Below are 19927 nucleotides of genomic sequence, written 5' to 3'. Positions count from 1 at the left end.
GGGAAAGCTGCACCGCCCGGCCCGCCCCGGGCACGGGAGCGTCTATGCCCTGGCCGCCGCGGTGACGATGCCGTGACGGCGGGACGTCGACGCTGGTCGCGTGCCCGTCGGTCCCGGCCAGGCGGGCGACGCCGGCATCGACCGGCGGCTGTCGAGCTGGTCCAGGGGTGTGGCGTGAGAAGACGCGGTGTTGTCGCTGGAATCGTCCTCGCCGTGTGCGTCAGCGTCGCCGGGCTGCCCGCCTCGGCGAACGCCCACGGATCCGCGAGCGCGGATGCGTACGGCTGGTGGGGCTTCGACTTCACCCGACCGACGGTCGTCGCCACCGGCCTCGAAGCGCCCTGGGGACTGGCCTTCCTGCCGGACGGCAGCGCGCTCGTCGGCGAGCGCGACAGCGGGCGGGTGCTGCAGGTCCGTCGCGGGTCGGCGCCTCGGCCGGTCGCGCAGATCGCCGGCGTCGCCGCGACCGGCGAAGCCGGACTGCTCGGGCTGGCGGTCTCGCCGAACTACCGCCTCGACCGTTACGTGTACGCGTACTTCACCTCCAGTGTCGACAACCGGATCGTCCGCTTCCGGCTCAGCGCGCCGTGGCTGCAGCAGCCGATTCTCACCGGGCTCGCCCGGGCCGCGGTGCACGACGGCGGACGCATCGCGTTCGGCCCCGACGGGATGCTCTACGCGGGCGTCGGCGATGCCGGGCAGGCCGCCACGGCGCAGGACCCCCGAAGCCGCAACGGCAAGATTCTGCGCATGCGACCCGACGGCGGCGTGCCCTCGAACAACCCGATCGCCGGGTCCCTGGTCTACAGCCTCGGCCACCGCAACGTGCAGGGCCTGGCCTGGGACCGGCGGGGCCGGCTCTACGCGACCGAGTTCGGTCAGAGCAGCTGGGACGAGGTCAACCGCATCGCGCCCGGCGGCAACTACGGTTGGCCCGTCGTCGAGGGAGTCTCCGGGGATCCGCGCTTCCGCGACCCGATCGTCACGTGGCGACCCGCGGAGTCCTCGCCCAGCGGCGCGGCGATCGTGGGCGGGAAGCTCTACGTCGCGGCCCTGCGCGGCACCCGGCTGTGGGTGGTGCCGCTCGACGGCGGTGGCGGTGCCGGCGCCCCCACGGCGCAGCTCGTCGGCACCTATGGTCGGCTGCGGACGGTGGTGGCCGCGCCGGACGGATCGCTCTGGGTCGTGACCAGCAACCGCGACGGTCGGGGCGCCCCGGCCGCCGGCGACGACCGGATCCTGCGGTTCCCGCCTCGGCTCGGCTGGTGGTGGTGAGCAGCGCCGTCCGGCGTCGGGCGGCCGCAGCGGTCAGCCGGGGACGCCGACGTTGAGCGGGTCGGCCAGCAACTGGTCGAAGGCGAGCTCGGCGGCGCCGATCAGGGCGGCGTCGCGGCCGAGCGCCGCCGGTCGCAGCCGCACCTGGCGCGGAGCCGAGGTGGGCAGGGCCAGTTCGTCCAGGCGGCGGCGTACGGTGCCCGTCCCGGCGGCGTGGACCGCACGCAGGGAGCCGCCGAGCACGACGGTGTGCGGGTTGATCACGTTGATCAGGTTGGCCAGACCGAACCCGAGCCAGTCGGCGACGTGGTCGACCGCCGCGCTGGCCGTGGGCTCACCGCTGACCGCCGCGCGCAGCACCTCGGCGACCGCGCCCGGCGCGTCCGCGTGCCGGCCGGCGTGCCGCAGCAGCGCCGCCTCGCCGATCTCGGTCTCCCAGCAGCCGCGCGAGCCACACCAGCACGGCAGCCCGTCCGGGTTGACGACCATGTGGCCCACCTTGCCGCTGTGCCCACGGTGGCCGACGACCAGCCGGCCGCCGACGATGATGCCGGCGCTGACGCCGGGGCCACCGTGCAGATAGACGAGATCGTCACTGCCGGCCGCCGCGCCACGGGCGTGTTCCGCGAGGCCGGCGATGTCGGCGAGGTCGCCGGCCACGACGGCGGGACCGTCGGCGAACTGGGCCGCTACCTCGGCGCGTAGTGCTTCGTCGGGCCCGCCGATCCGGACCCGTCCGCCGGCGGAGCGGGTGGCGTCCGCCACCGCGACGGCGCCGCCAACGCAGACCCTGTCCGCCTCGACGAGGCGCTCCATCTCACGGACCAGGGCGGCCAGCGCGCCGACGGCGTCGACGGCGGACATGCCGGGCGGTCGGTCGGCCTCCCGCAGGTCGAGGATGCGGCCGCCGAGGCCGATGCGGGCGGCGCGCAGCCGGTCCGCCTCGATGCTCAACGCCTGGGCGTAGACCCGGCCTGAGCGGGGGCTCACCACGAGCGAGGGGCGGCCGGCGCGACGGCCGGTGGTGGGTGCCGCCTCTTCGGTCACCAGGCCGACGGCGGCGAGATCGCCGGCGAGCGCTCCGATCGTGCTGCGGTTGAGGCCGAGCCGGCTGGTCAACTCGGCCCGGCTGGTCGGCCCGTGCAGGTGGACGTGGCGCAGCACGGCGCCCAGGTTCTGCCGACGGGTCTCCTCCTGGCTGGCGCCGAGCGCCGGCGCGGTCGGCGAGCCCGGGTCTCGACCGTCCCGGGGGACCCCGGACAGCACACGTTGCCGCACGTTCGAGCCGCCTCTCGTCCGGTGCCACGTCGTTCACCGTGCGCCAGTACGACGAAGGGTCCCGGAGATCTCCGGGACCCGACGTCGTGGTGCGGTGCTTACTTGGTGAGCGGCGAGAGCTTCGGGTCGTTCGCGTACGCCTCGGCCGCGTTCGCCTTGGTGACGGCGACCGGCGGAAGCAGGTACGTGTCGACGACCTTGACGCCGTTGTTGTAGGACTTGGTGTCGTTCACCTCGGCCTTGTTGCCGGCCTGCAGCGCCTTCACCATCTCGATGGTCTGCTTGACCAGGTTCCGGGTGTCCTTGTTGATCGTCATGTACTGCTCGCCAGCCATGATCGACTTGACCGACTCAACCTCGGAGTCCTGGCCGCTGACCACCGGGACCGGCTTGCCGGCACCCTTGATCGAGGTGATGATCGCGCGGGCCAGGGTGTCGTTCGGGGAGAGGACGCCGTCCAGCTCCTTGTTGCCGTAGGTCGAGGTCAGCAGCTGGTCCATACGGGCCTGCGCACCCTCGGCCTTCCAGCCCTGGATGGCGGTCTGCTTGACGTCGGTCTGCTTCGAGGCGACGACCACGTTGCCCTTGTCGATCTCCGGCTTCAGCACGTCCATCGCGCCGTCGAAGAAGACCTTGGCGTTGTTGTCGTCCGGCGAGCCGGAGAACAGCTCGATGTTGTACGGGCCGTTCGGCTTCTTGGCCTTCATGCCGTCCAGCAGGGCCTGGCCCTGGAGCTGGCCGACCTTGAAGTTGTCGAACGCGACGTAGTAGTCGACGTCCGGCGAGTTGACGATCAGCCGGTCGTAGGCGATGACCTTCGCGCCGGCGGCGTGGGCAGCGGCGACCTGGGTCGACAGCTGCGCGGCGTCGGTCGCGCCGATGACGATGACCTTGGCGCCCTTGGTGACCATGGCGGTGATCTGCGCCTGCTGGTCGGCGACCGTGGTCGACGCGCCCGCGTACTGCACGTCAGCCTGGAAACCGGCCTCCTTGAGACCGTTGGTGAAGAGGTCGCCCGCGAGGACCCAGTTCTCCGAGGTCTTGGCCGGCAGGGCCACACCGATCAGGGAGTTGGCCGGGAAGCCCTTGGCCTCGGAGCCCGAGCCGCTGGTGCCCTCGTCGCGGCCGGAGCCGCAGGCGGTGAGGGCAAGCGCCGCGATGGCGCCGACGGCCACCGCCTTGCCGATGATGTTGCGCATGAGGGTTGGGTGCCTTTCTTGGTGGTGAGGGAAGTGGTCGGCGTCAGCCGGCCACTGGTGCCTTGGCGGGCTCGCGGTCCGCGTCGGACGTCGGTGGTGGTGCCGCGGGGGTGTCGCGGCGGAACGAGCGGGTGAGGCTTCCGATGATCGAGAAGCGTCCCTGCCGCTTGTTGTAGACGTCGAGGGCGACCGCCAGCAGCAGGACCAGGCCCTTGATGATCTGGACCCGGTCGGTGCCGACGCCCATCAGCTGCAGACCGTTGTTGAGCACGGCCATGACCAGGCCGCCGACGATCGAGCCGCTGATGGTGCCGATGCCGCCGGAGACGGCCGCGCCGCCGATGAAGACCGCGGCGATGGCGTCGAGTTCCCAGCCGTTGCCGTCCTGCGGCCCGGAGGCCGCCGAACGGGCCACGAAGATCATGCCGGCCAGCGCTGCCAGCACGGACATGTTCATCATGACGTAGAAGTTGACCCGCTTGAGCTTCACGCCGGACAGCTCGGCCGCCCGGAAGTTGCCGCCGACGGCGTAGATGTGCCGGCCGCCCGCGGTGTTGCGGGTGTAGAAGGAGTAGGCGATCACCAGCGCCACGAGGATGATGCCGGAGACCGGGAAGCTCGTGCCGACGCGACCGCTGGCGAAGCGGAGCGAGACGAAGACGAGCACACCGACCATGACCGCCATCCGCAGGATGGAGATCCACATCGGCGCGGGATCGGCGTTCATGTCCCGGCGCGTCTTGCGCGCCGACAGCTCCCGCCACACCACCGCGACGCAGCCCGCGAGGCCGAGCAGCAGGGTGAGGTTGTTGTAGCCGGTGTTCGGCCCGACCTCGGGCAGGAACCCGGAGCCGATCACCCGGAAGCCCTCGGGCACCGGGATGGTGTTGGCGTTACCGATGAACTGGTTGCCGCCGCGGAAGAGCAGCATGCCGGCCAGGGTGACGATGAACGCCGGCACCCCGATGTAGGCCACCCAGAACCCCTGCCAGGCGCCGATGATCGCGCCGATGGCGAGGCCGAAGAGGATCGCCACGGGCCAGGGCAGGTTCCACTCGGCCATCGCCTTGGCGACCAGGATGCCGGTGAAGGCGGCGATCGAGCCGACCGAGAGGTCGATGTGCCCGGCGACGATCACCATCAGCATGCCGATGGCCAGGATGAGGATGTACGAGTTCTGCTGGAAGAGCGCGATCAGGTTGTCCGACCGCAGGGTCAGCCCGTCCGTCCAGATCTGGAACAGGACGACGATCGCGACCAGCGTGAAGATCATCCCGAACTGGCGGGCGTTGGAGGTGGTGCCTCCGAAGAGGTTCTTCTGGAGTTCCTTCAGTCGGCTCATCGTGTCTGCATCTTCTTAGTCGAGGTCATCAGCTTGAGGAGGGTTTCCGGGTTCGCGTCCTGGCGGGCGACTTCGCCGGTGATGGCGCCTTCGGACACCGTGTAGATGCGGTCGCAGATCCCGATCAGCTCAGGCAGCTCCGAGGAGATGACGACGACGCCCTTCCCCTGGTCGGCGAGCCGCTGAATGATGCCATAGATCTCGTATTTGGCGCCCACGTCGATGCCACGGGTCGGCTCGTCGAGGATCAGCAGGTCCGGGTCGGTGAACATCCACTTCGCCAGCACGACCTTCTGCTGGTTGCCACCGGAGAGCTTGTCGACGCCCTCGTCGACCGTCGGAGCCTTGATCCGCAGGTCCCGGCGGTACGCCTCGGCCGCCCGGTACTCGTCGACCTCGCTGAGCACGCCGTGATGCGTGATCTTCGACAACTTGGCCGCCACCGTCGACATCTTGATGTCGTCGAGCAGGTTCAGGCCGATCGCCTTGCGGTCCTCGCTGACGTACGCGAGCCCGTTGGCGATCGCGTCCGCCACCGACTTCAGGACGATCTCCTTGCCGTCCTTGATGATCGTCCCGGCCTCGTACACCCCGTAGGAGCGGCCGAAGACGCTCATGGCCAGCTCGGTACGGCCGGCGCCCATGAGGCCGGCGAAGCCGACGATCTCGCCGCGACGTACGACGAAGTTCGAGTTCTTGGCGACCAGCCGCTCGGCGGAGATCGGGTGCCGGACGGTCCAGTCGCGGACCTCGAAGAAGACCTCGCCGATCTTGGGCGTGTGGTCCGGGAACCGGCTGTGCAGCTCCCGGCCGACCATGCCCCGCACGATGCGGTCCTCGTCGACGCCGTCGGCCTTGACGTCCAGCGTCTCGACGGTCTGGCCGTCCCGGAGGATGGTGATCCGGTCGGCGATCGCCTCGATCTCGTTCAGCTTGTGCGAGATGATGATCGAGGTGATGCCGCGCTCGCGGAAGCCCCGCAGCAGGTCGAGCAGGTGCCGCGAGTCCTCCTCGTTCAGGGCCGCGGTCGGCTCGTCCAGGATGAGCAGCTTGACGTCCTTGGCGAACGCCTTGGCGATTTCCACCAGCTGCTGCTTGCCGACCCCGATGTCCTTGATCAGGGTGTCCGGGTCCTCTTCCAGGCCGACGCGGGCCATCAGGTCCAGCGCCATCCGGTTGGCGGCCTTCCAGTCGATCGCGCCGCGCTTGCGCGGCTCGTTGCCGAGGAAGATGTTCTCGGTGATCGACATGTGCGGGATCAGCGCGAGCTCCTGGTGGATGATCACGATGCCCGCGTGCTCGCTGCTCCGAATGTCCGAGAAGCGACTTTCCGCCCCTCGATAGACGATCGTGCCGTCGTAGCTGCCGTAGGGATACACCCCGCTGAGGACCTTCATCAGCGTGGACTTGCCCGCGCCGTTCTCGCCGCATATGGCGTGGATCTCACCGGCGCGTACCGCAAGGTTCACGTCGGAGAGGGCCCGCACCCCGGGGAACTCCTTGGTGATGGAGCGCATCTCCAGGAGGACAGGAGCCTCGCTCATCGTTCACCACCTCGCCAATGTCATGATCTCTCCGAAGGGGTCTGGCCCGCACCTGCTTTTGTTGCCGACGGCAACCTATTCAGCCGGAGGATCTTGTGCAAGCGCGGGGGCCAACATTTCAGTAACAACCAGGAAATAGAGGCTACTCCGGGCTGCTGTCCGCGCCACGTGCCGAGAGCCTCCGCGCGGCCCTCGGCCGCGTACTCTCCGTCACATTTCGGAAACACCGTGTACGCCGTCGATGGGCCCCCGGGCGGGAAGAAGTTCCCGGCACCGGCTCAGCACGACCAGCGCCGCCGGCGCGTCCCGACCCTGGATGCCGGCGGCCAGGTCGGCCACCGCCGGGGCGGCCCGCTCCGGTTCTCCCGCCGCCGCGGCTGCCTCGGCCAGCACCAGGACGGCTTCGGCTGCCCACGCCCAGATTCCCTTGGCCCGCACCAGCGACAACGCGTCGGTGGCGTGCCGGGCGGCCTCCTCCGGGCGGCCGGTGAGGGTCAGCCGGGCCAGCGCCGAGAGCGCCTGCACCAGCGGCCAGATCGCACCGACCCGCCGCGCGTCGGTGATCACCTCCCGTAGCGCCCGTTCGGCCCGCGCCACGTCTGCGCCGGTGGCCGTGCGGGCCAGCACGGTGGCCAGCTCGGCCCGGGCGTCGAGCAGGGTGACCGGCATCCGCTCGGCGGCGGCGACCAGCCGGGCGAGCCGCTCCGCCAGCCCGTCCAGCCGCCCGGCGGCGCGGTCCAGCGACAGCTCGGTCGCCTCCACCAGGGCGGCGAGCCGCTCGTAGCCGGTCTCCTCGACCAGCTCCCGTCCGCTGGCCAGGAGCGCGGCGGCCTGCTCCAGGTGCCCGGCGTGCAGCGCGCCCTGCGCCCAGTTCAGGCAGGCCCGCGCGTGCTCCCGGGGTCGCTCCGTCAGCTCCACCGAGGCGCGCAGCTCGGCGATGACCGCCCAGGCCGCCGGATCGCCCAGCTCCAGCAGCAGCGACGCACGGGCGATCCGGACCGCGAGGTGCGCCGCCGGATCCCCACTGGTGACCGCGGCGGCTTCCGCCTCCGCGCAGCGGGCCAGGTGGTCGTCGACGTGCCGGCCGACCACCGTGTCCGGGGCGGCCAGCACCGCGAGGGCCGGGGCCCGGCGCCGGGGCGCCCGCAGGAACGGCACGGCGCGCTCGATCTCGGCGTACCCGCGCAGCGCCTCACCCTGCTGGCGCAACATCCGCCCGAGCACCAGACCCAACTCGCCCCGGGCGCCGGGCGGCAGCCGCCGGTCGGCGAGCAGCCGCTCCAGCACCGGGATCGCCTCGGCCTGGCTGAGTCCGTCGATGGCCGACCGGCCCAGCTTGCCGGCGAGCCGTGCCCGTACCGGTCGGGGCAACTCGGCGACGGCCATGGTCTGGAGCAGGAAACCGGCGGCGGTCGCGTCGTCCCCGCGTTCGGTGGCCAGGTCGGCGGCGGCCTCGGCGTTGCGGACGAAGTCGGCGCCGCTGCCGGCCAGCCGGTAGTGGTGCGCGAGTTGGGCCACCGGCCGGGGCAGTTCCCGCTCCAGCACCCGCGCCACGCGCAGGTGCAGCCACTCCCGGGTGTCCCGGGGCACCATGTCGTAGACCACCTGCCGGGCCAGGTCGTGCCGGAAGCGCAGCCCCTCCCCGGTGTCGTGCAGCAGCCCCGCCCGGTGAGCCGCGGTCAGCGCCGTGCGGACCGCCGCCCGGTCCTGGCCGAGCGCGGCGGCGAGGACGCGCTGGTCCGGCACCAGGCCCAGCACGGACGCCGCGCCGAGCACCTCCCGGGTGGCCTCGTCGAGCGGGCGCAGCCGCCAGAGCAGCACGTCACGCAGCACGAACGGGACGCTCTCGTCGGCCAGTGGGTCACCGCCCCGCTCGGCGAGCGTGCGCAGCACCTCCTCCACCACGAACGGGATGCCGGCTGTCCGCTCGAGCAGGGTGGCGGTCAGTTCCGGCGGCGGATCGTCCAGCCGCAGCGTCCGCGCGGCCAGCCGACGGACGTCCTCGGCGGCGAGCGCGCCCAGCGGCACGCGGGTGACCGCCCACGGCGGGGTACGCGCCAGCGCCTCGTGGATCGGCGTGCTGCCACCGGGCGCCGGGGTACGGGCGGTCAGCACCACGGCCAAGCCGTCCACCGGGTGGCTGCCCAGGTATGCGAGGAGGTCGCAGGTCGCCGGGTCGGCCCAGTGCAGGTCCTCCAGCACCAGCACGGCGGGGGCCAGCGCGGCGAGCACCGCGGCGACGGCCCGCAGCAGCCGGTGTCGTTCGGCCGCCGGGTCGGTCAGCGGGGCGGGCGCGGGGGGCAGTGCCTCGGCCAGCTCGGGCAGCAGCGGCGCGAGGGCGCCGGCCACCGGGTTGAGCGGGCCGAGGTGATCCGCGCCGGCCCGGACGGCGTCCAGCAGCACGCCGAGCGGGAAGGGCTCCGGCACGTCGTCGCACTCGCCGACCAGGTGGCGCCCGGGCAGACCGGCGAGCAGTTCGGCGACCAGCCGGCTCTTGCCGATGCCGGGCTCGCCCTCCAGCAGCACCAGGCACGGTGGGGCCTCGACGAGCCGGCGCAGCAGCGCCAGCTCCGCCGCCCGTCCGACGAACTCGACGGGTCCGCGCAGGCGTGCGGGGCGGATCGGGGTTGGAACCCCGCCGCCCCGCACGTTGTCCTCGCCGCTGTCGATCACCGTGGGGCGAGCAGATCACCCCGACGGCGTCCGATGGCCGGCCGGCGGACCGCCGGTGACCTGGGTCACACGGCCGGTCCGGCTCGGCGGCACCGTCAGGACTGGACGGTGATCGGCACGGTCTTCAGTGGACCGTTGCCGTTGCCGAACTCCACGTACCCGATGTAGCGGCGCCCCGGGGTGAGCCCGGACCAGCGCAACGTCAGGTTCGCCGTCGCACCCGCCTGCACGCTGCGTTGCTTCGGGTCGATGGTGAGTTTGCCGCTGGCGGTGCCCGGCGCGCCCGGCAGGTAGGTGGTGATGGTGTACGTGTCGCCGTCCTGCCCCGCCGGCAGGTTCTCGACGAACTCCTGCTCGACGACGAGGATGTAGTCCCCGGCGCCTTCGGGCAGCGTCACGGTGGCACCGGCGCGGCCGCTGACCGTGGCGGTCACGAACTTACCGGCCGGGTCGTAGACGTTCACGCTGAACTCCGTGCACGCCATCACCCCCTCCTCGTCCTCCCAGTCGATGTGGGAGCAGACGGGCAGCTGCGAGGTCACCCGCACCTGCGGGGTGCGGGTGCCCGCCGGCACGTGCACCGTGCTCTTGTGGATCGACGCGGGCAGCGGCACCGGCAGGTTGTTCGACGAACTCCAGTCCCAGGAGGGCCCGTCGCCGTGCAGGGCGACGGTGCTGCTGGCGCCCGCGGTCAGGCCGATGAGCCCGGAGACCAACCGGCCCCGGTAGCCGACCTCGGCGGCGATCCGGACGCTGCCGGAGGTGCCGGCACCGGTGATCGCGTCGGGAACGATCAGCCCGGCGTTGCGTACGACCAGCGGGATCCGCACCCGGTGCTGGAACTGGTCGCGCCAGGTCAGCGCGCCGTCGACCCAGGTGTCGAACGCGCCACCGGTGTTGGTGACCTGCACCGAGAAGCGGGCGGTCTGGCCGGGGCGGATCTTTAGCTTGGCCGGGGTGACCTTCACGGTGTAACCCGGCGGGGCCTGCACCGAGGAGGTGTAGGTGCTGGTCTTGTCGCTGACGTTGGTGACGGTCCGGCTGACCGTCTGCTTGCCCACCATCCGACCCAGCGAGATGGACGGGTAGTTCAACTGGGCGGTGTCGAGCACGCCGATCTGGTCGCAGCCGTCGAGCTCCACGTTGTACTCGGTGCCGCGCTCGGCGACTCCGCACAGGTAGCGCAGCCAGTCCTGCGGACCGGAGTCGTAGACCAGGCCCGGGTCGAACGCGCTGCCCGGGCGGACCTGGCCGGCGCCGTAGTTGAGCGGGGTGGCGTCGTAGCTGCCGATCTTGATCGGATTGCCCTTGTCGGTGGTGTCGACCGCGCTGGTCATCAGCGCCGAGCGCACCGTCGCGGGGGACCAGTCGGGGTGCTTGGCCAGCAGCAGGGCGGCGATGCCGGCGATGTGCGGAGCCGCCATCGAGGTGCCCGACTCCAGGGCGAAGTCGTTACCGCCGGCGGACGGCGAGTACGCCGCGGCGATGTCCTGTCCGGGGGCGCTGATGTCCGGCTTGAGCAGGTCACCGGCGTTCAGATTGGACGGACCCGCCGAGGAGAAGGCAGCGACCCCGGGTGCCTCCACCGTCTCCAACGTGGCGGCCGAGATGCTCGCCGTGGCGTTGCCGGTGGCGACGTACGCGCTGACCGTGGCCAGGTCGACCTCGTTGATGTGCACCGTCGGCACGGTGTGCACGTCGGCGTTGAGCGAGTTCAGCGAGTCGTTGTACAGCACCATTCCGACCCCGCCGGCCCGGGCGACCTCGGCGCTCTTGTCCGTACGCGGGAACTCGCCGCGCAGACACAGCACGATGGCGCCCTTGACCTTGGCCGGGTCCAGCGAGTCGTCGGCGCAGAGTTCGGCGGCGTAGGTGTCGCTCGGGTTGGGGCCGTTCTCCTTGGAGAAGACCAGCGGCGCCGGTCCGACGCCGCTGGCACCCATGCCCGACCCGGTGATGGTGGTGCCGTTGCCGAGCTTCAGCGTCCGGGTGTGCTGCCGGTCGGTGGTGCTCGCCGCCACCGTGGTCACCCACGGGGTCGAGTTGTCGACGGTGCTGGCCGTCGGGCCGGCGTTGCCGGCGGCGGCGGCGACGAAGACCCCGGCGGCGGCGGCGTTGAAGAACGTCGCGTCGATCGCGCCGAACCGCTCGCTGTCGTCGCCGATCGAGTAGTTGATCACGTCGACACCGTCGGCGACCGCGTCGTCGATGGCGTGCACGATGTCGATCTCCGACCCGCTCGCCGAGCCGGCGCCGGTGTCGTAGAGCGCCTTGTAGACCGCGAGCCGGGCGGCCGGCGCCATGCCGGAGATCATGCCGAGGTCCTGGGTGCCCGACTTCGCCGGTACGCCGTGGTTGCCGGCGGCGGTGCTGGCGGTGTGGGTGCCGTGGCCGTTGCGGTCGCGGGGGGAGGAGAACTCGTCGGGGAACGCCTCGGCGATCCCGCTGTCGTTGTACCAACGTGCCCCGATCACCTTGTTGTTGCAGGTGACCGGCGCCTCGGTGCCGACGTCGCAGGTGCCCTTCCACTTGGCGTCGATGACCGCCTGGTCCGGCCGCGGGCTGGGCAGTGGGGCGAAGCTCGCGCTCTCCGGCCAGAAGCCGCTGTCGATGACCCCGACGATCATGCCCTCGCCCGCGTGGGCGACGTCGCCGAACTGCTGCCGCCAGGCTCCGCGCGGGCCGGTCAGGCCGAGGAAGTCCGGGGTGTGCGAGGTGGCGGCGTGCACAGTGCGGTTCTCGTACACCGCCCGCACGCCCCGGGTGGCCCGCAGCCGGGCCGCCTGCGGCCCGGTGAGGTCCACCGCGAAGCCGTTGAACGCGGTCTCCAGGGTGACCCGGGGTTGACCGGCCGGCACGCCCACGGACTTCAGCACGTCGGCGCGCTGCTGGCGCAGGTGCTCCCGGTACGCCTGGGCGCTACCGGAGTTGCGGTTCAGCTTGGCGCCGCGGGTCGGCCTGGTCGCCGCGATCCCGGCGACGCCGCCGGTGTAGGTGGCCAGCGGCTCGTCGTCGAGCTGGACGAGGTAGCGAACGGTCGGCCCGCTTCCGGCCGGCGTGGCGGCGACGGCGGCGCCCCCGCCCAGGCTGGTCAGGCCGGCCGCGACCAGGGTTGCGGCGGCCAGCATGCTGACCCCGCGCCTGGTCCGTCCGGGGCGTTGCGTATTCGGTATTGGCACGTGTAGCCCTCCACGTTCGGTGCCGGCCGCCCCGACTGGTGACGGTGGCCGAAAACGTAGGATCGGCATCGATCATCGAGAAGCGCTCGTAACCCAACCGTCATCTCGGAAACAAGCTCGTAACGTCAGCGGTACTTTGCGCGTCATTTCGCCGGCCTACCGGGGCGGGCGTACGCCGGCGTCGGGGCGCCCCGGCACGCGGCGGAGGCGTCCCGCCACCCATCCGGTCGCGGCGCGGCTCCGAATCCCTGCCAAGGCTCAGGATCATGGAGGGGACGCAGTGGGAGATGCTGACGGCGGGCGGGCCCGCCGGTGGGATCCGGTCGTCGTCGGCAGCCGCCCGTTGGACGTCGACGACCTGCTCGGCCGGGTGGCCAGGGGCGACGACGCCGCCTTCGCCGCCCTCTATGACGCGGTGGTCGGCAAGGTGCTCGGTCTGGCCCGGCGGGTGCTGCGCGATCCCGGCATGGCCGAGGAAGTGACCCAGGAGGTCCTCGTGGAGGTGTGGCGGACGGCCGCCCGGTTCGACCCGACGCGCGGCACCGCGACGGCCTGGGTCCTGACGATGGCGCACCGCCGGGCGGTGGACCGGGTCCGGTCGGAGCAGGCGCGTACCGAGCGGACGCAGCGGGCCGCGGCGCGCGACGGCAGTGTGCCCTACGACGAGGTGGCGGAGGGGGTGGCGGCCCGGCTGGACCGGGAACAGGTCCGCCGCTGCCTGGACGGGCTGACCCCGCTGCAACGGGAGGCGGTGACCCTCGCCTACTACGGCGGGTACACCTACCGGGAGGTGGCGGAGCAGTTGGCCGCGCCGTTACCGACGATCAAGACGCGGCTGCGCGACGGGCTGATCCGGCTGCGCGACTGCCTCGGCGTTCAGGTGGGGGAGCGGGCATGAGCGCCGACATCCACACCCTCGCCGGCGCGTACGCCCTCGACGCGGTCGACGACCTCGAACGGGCGGCGTTCGAACGGCACCTCGCCGGCTGCGGCACCTGCCGTCAGGAGGTGGCCGAGCTGCGGGAGACCGCCGCCCGCCTCGCCGACGACACGATTGCCGAGCCCGTCCCGGTCGCCCTGCGCGACCGTACCCTGGCCGCCGCCCGACGTACCCCGCAGGAACGCGTCGTCTCAGAACCCGGCCGCCCGTCACCGGCCGACCGGCGCTGGCCGCGCTGGCTGACCAGCGTCGCCGCCGCCATCGTCGCGGCCGCCGGCGCGAGCGCGGTGACCTGGACCGTCGCCGACAACGGGACCGAACAGCAGCAGGTCGTCGACGAGAACGCCCGCCGGGTCGCCGAGGTCCTCACCGCACGTGACGCCCGGGTCCACCAGATCGCGGTCGAGGGCGGCGGTCGCACGGTGCTGGTGGTGTCCCAGGAACGCGACCGCGGCGTCGCGGTGCTCCACGATCTGCCGGCGCCCGGTGCGGGCCGGGCCTATCAGCTGTGGCTCATCCGCGGTGACGAGGATCCTCGGTCGGTCGGGGTGCTTTCCGCCGACGCGACGACCGCCACCAGCGTCGTCGGCCCGATCGACGGCGCGTCGACGTTCGGGCTGTCGAACGAACCCGTCGGCGGGTCGGCCACGCCCACGCGGGTCGTCGCGCTCCTGCCGCTGCGCTGACCGGGTGCGGCGTCCGGGCGTCCGACGCTGCACCCGCTCAGGCTCGTCGCCGGGCCCCGCCCGCGCCGGGCCGTTTGCGCCGGGACGGACGCCGCCCGCGCTGGGCCGGGCCGTCGCCGCCACTCGACGGTCCACACGCTCCGTCCGGAAATTCGGCATTCGCACCCATCCGGCAACCGGGTCGCTCCGAATCCTCGGTGAAAGCACCAACCCCCGATCTGAGGAGCACCTATGTACCGGCGAATGTTCGCCGCCGTTGGCGCGACCGCCATCCTGGCCCTGTCCGCCTGCGGCGCCGACACCGACAGTGCCGCCGACGACGCCACCACCGCGCCGAGCACGTCGGCCGGCGCACCGATGGCCTCGGCGTCGCCGTCGATGATGTCCGCGCAGTTCGGCCCGGGCTGCTCCGCGGTCCCGGTCGACGCCGCGAACCCGGGCAGCTTCGAGGCGATGGCGAAGGTCCCGGTCGCGACCGCCGCGTCCGGCAACCCGGTGCTGTCCACCCTGGTCACCGCGGTCAAGAAGGCCAACCTGGTCGACTCGCTCAACACCGCGCAGGGCGTGACGGTGTTCGCGCCGACCAACGACGCGTTCGGCAAGATCCCGAAGGCGGACCTCGACAAGGTGCTCGCCGACGACGCCATGCTGAAGAAGGTGCTGACCTACCACGTCGTACCGGGTCAGCTCTCCCCGGAGACCCTCGCCGGCACGCACGAGACCCTGCAGGGTGCCGACCTGACCGTGACCGGCAGCGGCTCGTCGTTCACCGTCAACGGCACGTCCATGGTGGTCTGCGGCAATGTCTCGACCGCCAACGCCACGGTGTACCTCGTCGACACCGTGCTGATGCCCAAGAGCTGATCATGACCACCGAGATCGGACCCCGGCCGGCCCACGGCCGGCCGGGGCCGCCCCCCTCCATCGGTCCGCGGGCGGTCGTCGTCGGCCTGCTCACCGCCGGCGCCGCGGTCGCGGTCGCCCACCTGGTCGCCGGGGTGCTCAACCCCGCCGCCGATCCGGTGCTCGCCGTCGGCGCCGCTGCCATCGACCTCGCCCCGCAACCGGTCAAGGCGTTCGCCATCCGCACGTTCGGCACCGCCGACAAGCTCGTCCTGGTGGCGGCCGTCCACGCTGTTCTCGCCGCCGCCAGCGTCATCATCGGCACGGCGGCGCTGCGCCGTCGCCGCTACGGCGTCATCGGACTCGCCGCGTTCACCGTCATCGGCATCGTCGCCGTCCTGACCCGTCCCACCGCCGTCGCCGTGGACGCCACCCCGACGATCGCCGGCGCGGTCGCCGGCGCGCTCGCCATGCTGGCGCTGGTCCGCTCCGCCGGCACCGTCGCCGTCTCCTCGACGGGCCGGCCGCGGCTGCTCAACCGACGGCAGTTCCTGACCACCTCCGCCGCGACCGCGCTGAGCGCGGCCGCGGCCGCCACCGCCGGGCGGGCCCTCGGCGTCAACCGCGGCGTCGGCACCAGGTCCCGCGCCACGGTACGTATCCCCGCACCCGCCAGCCCCGCCCCGCCACTACCGGCGAGCGTCCGGACGGACGTCGACGGTGTCTCCCCGTTCCACACGACCAACCGGGACTTCTACCGGGTGGACACCGCCCTCACCGTCCCGCAGGTGGACGTCGACCGGTGGCGGCTGACCCTGGGCGGCGCGGTGCGGCGGCCCCGCAGCTGGCGGTTCGAGGAACTCCTCGCCCGCGAGCTGATCGAGCGCGACATCACCCTGAACTGCGTCTCCAACGAGGTCGGCGGGCCCTACATCGGGACCGCGCGCTGGACCGGCGTACCGCTCGCCCCGCTGCTGCGCGAGGCCGGCCTCGAGGTCGGACCGGACCAGCTGGTCAGCCGATCCGTCGACGGGATGACCATCGGTACCCCACTGCGGGCCGTGCTCGACGGCCGTGACGCCATGCTCGTGGTCGCCATGAACGGCGAACCCCTTCCCCTCGAACACGGCTTTCCCGTCCGCATGCTGGTGCCCGGTCTCTACGGCTACGTGGGCGCGTGCAAGTGGCTCACCGAGCTGGAGATCACCACCTTCGCCGCCTACGACGCGTACTGGGTGCGCCGAGGCTGGGCGGCGGATGCGCCCGTCAAGACCGCGTCCCGCGTCGACACCCCAAGACCCTTTGCCCGCCGGCTGGCCGGCCCGGTCATGATCGCCGGTGTCGCCTGGGCCCAGCGGCGCGGCATCAGCGCCGTCGAGATCCAGGTCGACGATGAGCCGTGGCGTCAGGCGCGGCTCGCCGGCGGCCCCTCACCGGACCTGTGGCGGCAGTGGTCCTACCGGTGGGACGCCACGCCCGGCAGCCACACCATCCGGGTTCGGGCCACCGACGCCGCCGGAGCCACCCAGACCGAGGAGCGCGCGGCACCCTTTCCGAGCGGCGCGACCGGCTGGCACAACGTGACCGTGACGATCACCTGACCCGTACGTGCATCCCACTGCGCGAGTCGGGCAATTCATCTAGTGTCAGACTGTTCATGTTTTCCGCGTTTTCGTCGGAAAGGCGGAGCGATGGGGGTGCGCACCTGGATCGAGGGCTGGCCGGTCTACCGCCAGCTCACCGGCACCGACCCGCTGGGTCGGGGCGCCGCGGCCAAGTCCGCCCAGTCCACGTCGCTCACCGCGCGCACCGAAACCGCCGACAGCATGGCCCGGTCGATCTGCCCCTACTGCGCCGTGGGTTGCGGCCAGCGGGTGTACGCCGAGGACGGGCAGGTCACTCAGATCGAGGGGGATCCGGACAGTCCGATCTCCCGTGGTCGGCTCTGTCCGAAGGGCGCCGCGAGCAAGAGTCTGGTGACCAGCCCGTTGCGTCAGACGACGGTGCGCTACCGGCGGCCGTACGCGACCGAGTGGGAAGACCTGGACCTCGACACGGCGATGAACATGATCGCCGATCGGGTCCTGGCGGCCCGGGACGAGACGTGGGAGGACGTCGACGGCGAGGGTCGTCCGCTGAACCGGACGCTGGGGATCTCCAGTCTGGGCGGCGCGACGTTGGACAACGAGGAGAACTACCTCATCAAGAAGCTGTTCACGGCGATGGGGGCGTTGCAGATCGAGAATCAGGCGCGTATTTGACACTCCGCCACCGTTCCCGGTCTGGGAACCAGCTTCGGTCGTGGCGGCGCGACGCAGTTCCAGCAGGACCTCGCCAATTCCGACGTCATCGTGATTCAGGGTTCGAACATGGCCGAGGCGCATCCGGTCGGGTTCCAGTGGGTGATGGAGGCCAAGCGGCGCGGCGCGAAGGTGTTCCATGTCGATCCCCGGTTCACCCGGACCAGCGCGCTGGCCGACAGCTACCTGCCGATCCGGGCCGGCACCGACATCGCGCTTCTCGGTGGGGTGGTGCGCTACATCCTGGAGAACGAACTCGACTTCCGCGAGTATGTGGTCTCCTACACCAACGCCGCGACCATCGTCAATGACGACTACCGCGACGCCGAGGACCTGCATGGGCTCTTCTCCGGGTTCAAGGAGAAGAACGCCAGCTACGACCAGACCAGCTGGCAGTACCACGGGCACGAGCAGAACGGCGCGACCCGCGACACCGAGACCCAACGGGAAACCGCGGCGGGGTTGGAGCACGAGTCGCACGGGGCGCCGGTCAACGGTCAGACCGAGCGGGACGAGACATTGCAGCATCCGCGCTGCGTCTACCAGATCCTCAAGCGGCACTTCGCCCGCTACACCCCGCAGATGGTGGAGCGGATCTGCGGCATTCCGCAGGAGAAGTTCCTCGAACTGGCCCAGGCCTGGACGGAGAACTCCGGCCGGAACCGGACCGGCATGCTCGTCTACTCGGTGGGTTGGACCCAGCACACCGTCGGCGTGCAGTACATCCGCACCGGGGCGATCATCCAACTGCTGTTGGGCAACATGGGGCGCCCGGGCGGCGGGGTCATGGCCCTGCGGGGACACGCCAGCATCCAGGGCTCCACCGACATCCCGACACTGTTCAACCTGCTGCCGGGCTACCTGCCGATGCCGCACCACGCCGACCACCCGACCTTCGACCAGTGGGTCGACAGCATCCGGCACCCGGGCCAGAAGGGCTTCTGGGGCAACGCCCGCGCCTACGGGGTGAACCTGCTCAAGGCGTACTGGGGGGACGCGGCGACCGCCGAGAACGACTACTGCTACGGCTACATGCCCCGCATGACCGGTGATCACGGCACCTACCAGCAGGTGCTCGACATGATCGACGGAAAGATCAAGGGCTACTTCCTGCTCGGTCAGAACCCGGCCGTCGGTTCGGCGCACGGCCGTGCGCAGCGGCTGGGCATGGCGAACCTGGACTGGTTGGTGGTCCGCGACCTGTTCATGATCGAGAGCGCGACGTTCTGGCAGAACGGCCCCGAGGTGGCCACCGGTGAGATCGTGCCCGAGCAGTGCCGCACCGAGGTGTTCTTCCTGCCCGCGGCCTCGCACGTGGAGAAGGAGGGCACCTTCACGCAGACCCAGCGGCTGCTGCAGTGGCGGGAGAAGGCCGTCGAGCCACCGGGTGACGCCCGCTCCGAGCTGTGGTTCTTCTACCACCTCGGCCGCATCATCCGGGACCGGCTGGCCACGTCGACCCTGCCCCGCGACCGGGCGCTGCTGGAGCTGAACTGGAACTACCCGACGCACGGCCCGCTCGCCGAGCCGAGCGCCGAGTCGGTGCTCTACGAGATCAACGGGTACGACGTGGCCAGCGGTCGACCGCTCGCCTCCTTCACCGAGATGAAGGACGACGGCACCACCGCCGGCGGATGCTGGATCTACACCGGGGTCTACGCCGACGGCGTCAACCAGGCCGCCCGCCGCAAGCCCGGCTCGGAGCAGGACTGGGTGGCCGCCGAGTGGGGTTGGGCCTGGCCGGCGAACCGGCGGATCCTCTACAACCGTGCCTCCGCCGACCCGGACGGCAGGCCGTGGAGCGAGCGCAAGAAGTACGTCTGGTGGGATCCGGAGAAGGGCGAGTGGACCGGCTACGACGTGCCGGACTTCGAGAAGACGAAGGCGCCCTCGTTCCGGCCTCCCGCGGGGGCGGCGGGCGTGGCAGCGATCGCCGGGGACGATCCGTTCGTTCTCCAGGGCGACGGCAAGGGTTGGTTGTACGCCCCCACCGGCGTCCTCGACGGGCCACTGCCGACGCACTACGAGCCGGCCGAGTCGCCGGTGCGCAACCCGCTCTACCGGCAGCAGGCCAACCCGACCCGCAAGGTCTACACCCATCCCATCAACACGCTCAATCCGAGCCCGCCCGAGGCGCACAGCGACGTCTTCCCGTACGTCTTCACGGTCAGCCGGCTCACCGAGCACCACACGGCCGGCGGGATGAGCCGCACGGTCCGGCCGCTGGCGGAGTTGCAGCCGGAGATGTTCGTGGAGGTGTCGCCGGAGCTGGCGGTCGAACGGGGACTGAATCATCTGTGCTGGGCGCACCTCATCACCACCCGGGCGGCGATCGAGGCCAAGGTGCTGGTCACCGACCGGCTCACCCCGCTGCGGGTGGAGGGCCGGATCATCCACCAGATCTGGCTGCCCTACCACTTCGGCTACCAGGGCCTGGTCACCGGCGACTCCGCCAACGACCTGTTCGGCATCACCCTGGACCCGAACGTGCTGATCCAGGAGAGCAAGGTCGGCACCTGCGACATCCGGCCGGGCCGACGGCCCAGGGGACGGGAGTTGCTGGACGTCGTCGTGGACTACCGGCGGCGGTCGGGGAACCTCAACCCGCACTACCCGCCGATGGTCACGACCGACGACCCGGCCAGCGACAGCGACCCGGAGGCCTGAC

12 protein-coding genes are annotated in these 19927 nt (G+C 71.6%); 6 read left to right on the top strand and 6 right to left on the bottom strand.

Going from position 1 to position 19927, the window contains the following annotated elements:
• Positions 1 to 213 precede the first annotated feature (213 nt).
• Entirely contained in the window at positions 214 to 1275 is a 1062-nt protein-coding gene (locus AB0C04_RS15850) for a PQQ-dependent sugar dehydrogenase (RefSeq protein WP_357054244.1), read from the top strand.
• A gap of 33 nt (positions 1276 to 1308) precedes the next feature.
• Here the strand turns inward: AB0C04_RS15850 and AB0C04_RS15845 are convergent, their stop codons facing one another.
• The 6 genes from AB0C04_RS15845 to AB0C04_RS15820 form a co-directional block, all read right to left on the bottom strand.
• Positions 1309 to 2538, bottom strand: coding sequence for an ROK family transcriptional regulator (locus tag AB0C04_RS15845; protein ID WP_357055257.1), 1230 nt, complete (start codon positions 2536 to 2538; stop codon positions 1309 to 1311).
• 113 nt (positions 2539 to 2651) lie between these two features.
• Positions 2652 to 3752 (bottom strand): sugar-binding protein, encoded by a 1101-nt coding sequence (locus AB0C04_RS15840; protein WP_350874962.1) that lies wholly within the window; start codon positions 3750 to 3752, stop codon positions 2652 to 2654.
• A 43-nt stretch (positions 3753 to 3795) separates the two neighbouring features.
• Complete coding sequence (gene mmsB / locus AB0C04_RS15835; protein WP_350874960.1) at positions 3796 to 5094, bottom strand: multiple monosaccharide ABC transporter permease; 1299 nt, start codon at positions 5092 to 5094, stop codon at positions 3796 to 3798.
• Positions 5091 to 6638, bottom strand: coding sequence for a multiple monosaccharide ABC transporter ATP-binding protein (gene mmsA / locus AB0C04_RS15830; RefSeq protein ID WP_357054239.1), 1548 nt, complete (start codon positions 6636 to 6638; stop codon positions 5091 to 5093). Before mmsA ends, mmsB begins: the two co-directional genes overlap by 4 nt.
• 210 nt (positions 6639 to 6848) lie before the next feature.
• Positions 6849 to 9311, bottom strand: coding sequence for an AAA family ATPase (locus tag AB0C04_RS15825; protein ID WP_357054236.1), 2463 nt, complete (start codon positions 9309 to 9311; stop codon positions 6849 to 6851).
• A gap of 95 nt (positions 9312 to 9406) precedes the next feature.
• Positions 9407 to 12439 (bottom strand): S8 family peptidase, encoded by a 3033-nt coding sequence (locus AB0C04_RS15820; RefSeq protein ID WP_357054233.1) that lies wholly within the window; start codon positions 12437 to 12439, stop codon positions 9407 to 9409.
• Positions 12440 to 12833: 394 nt separating this feature from the next.
• Between AB0C04_RS15820 and sigK the strand changes: the two genes are divergently transcribed.
• From sigK to fdh, 5 genes are all read left to right on the top strand, one after another.
• A complete protein-coding gene (sigK, locus tag AB0C04_RS15815; RefSeq protein ID WP_357055254.1) occupies positions 12834 to 13388 on the top strand; it encodes an ECF RNA polymerase sigma factor SigK in 555 nt (184 codons plus the stop codon).
• Complete coding sequence (locus AB0C04_RS15810; protein ID WP_357054230.1) at positions 13385 to 14116, top strand: anti-sigma factor; 732 nt, start codon at positions 13385 to 13387, stop codon at positions 14114 to 14116. Before sigK ends, AB0C04_RS15810 begins: the two co-directional genes overlap by 4 nt.
• Before the next feature lie 231 nt (positions 14117 to 14347).
• Positions 14348 to 14980, top strand: coding sequence for a fasciclin domain-containing protein (locus AB0C04_RS15805; RefSeq protein WP_357054227.1), 633 nt, complete (start codon positions 14348 to 14350; stop codon positions 14978 to 14980).
• A 2-nt stretch (positions 14981 to 14982) separates the two neighbouring features.
• Entirely contained in the window at positions 14983 to 16560 is a 1578-nt protein-coding gene (locus AB0C04_RS15800) for a molybdopterin-dependent oxidoreductase (protein ID WP_357054224.1), read from the top strand.
• Between the two features lie 90 nt (positions 16561 to 16650).
• Positions 16651 to 19926 (top strand): formate dehydrogenase, encoded by a 3276-nt coding sequence (gene fdh, locus AB0C04_RS15795; RefSeq protein ID WP_357054221.1) that lies wholly within the window; start codon positions 16651 to 16653, stop codon positions 19924 to 19926.
• The last annotated feature ends 1 nt before the right edge of the window (position 19927 follow it).

Origin of the sequence: Micromonospora sp. NPDC048909 (genome assembly GCF_040649635.1) — a bacterium.
Lineage (GTDB): Bacteria > Actinomycetota > Actinomycetes > Mycobacteriales > Micromonosporaceae > Micromonospora.
Note: the sequence above shows the minus strand (reverse complement) of the source record. Positions and strands in the feature narration are given on the sequence as shown.

Excerpts from the sequence above, each read along its gene's own strand:
- AB0C04_RS15840 (WP_350874962.1), bottom strand. The coding sequence starts at position 3,752 with ATGCGCAACATCATCGGCAAGGCGGTGGCCGTCGGCGCCATCGCGGCG.
- mmsB (WP_350874960.1), bottom strand. The coding sequence starts at position 5,094 with ATGAGCCGACTGAAGGAACTCCAGAAGAACCTCTTCGGAGGCACCACC.
- mmsA (WP_357054239.1), bottom strand. The coding sequence starts at position 6,638 with ATGAGCGAGGCTCCTGTCCTCCTGGAGATGCGCTCCATCACCAAGGAG.
- AB0C04_RS15820 (WP_357054233.1), bottom strand. The coding sequence starts at position 12,439 with ATGCTGGCCGCCGCAACCCTGGTCGCGGCCGGCCTGACCAGCCTGGGC.
- AB0C04_RS15810 (WP_357054230.1), top strand. The coding sequence starts at position 13,385 with ATGAGCGCCGACATCCACACCCTCGCCGGCGCGTACGCCCTCGACGCG.
- AB0C04_RS15805 (WP_357054227.1), top strand. The coding sequence starts at position 14,348 with ATGTACCGGCGAATGTTCGCCGCCGTTGGCGCGACCGCCATCCTGGCC.
- AB0C04_RS15800 (WP_357054224.1), top strand. The coding sequence starts at position 14,983 with ATGACCACCGAGATCGGACCCCGGCCGGCCCACGGCCGGCCGGGGCCG.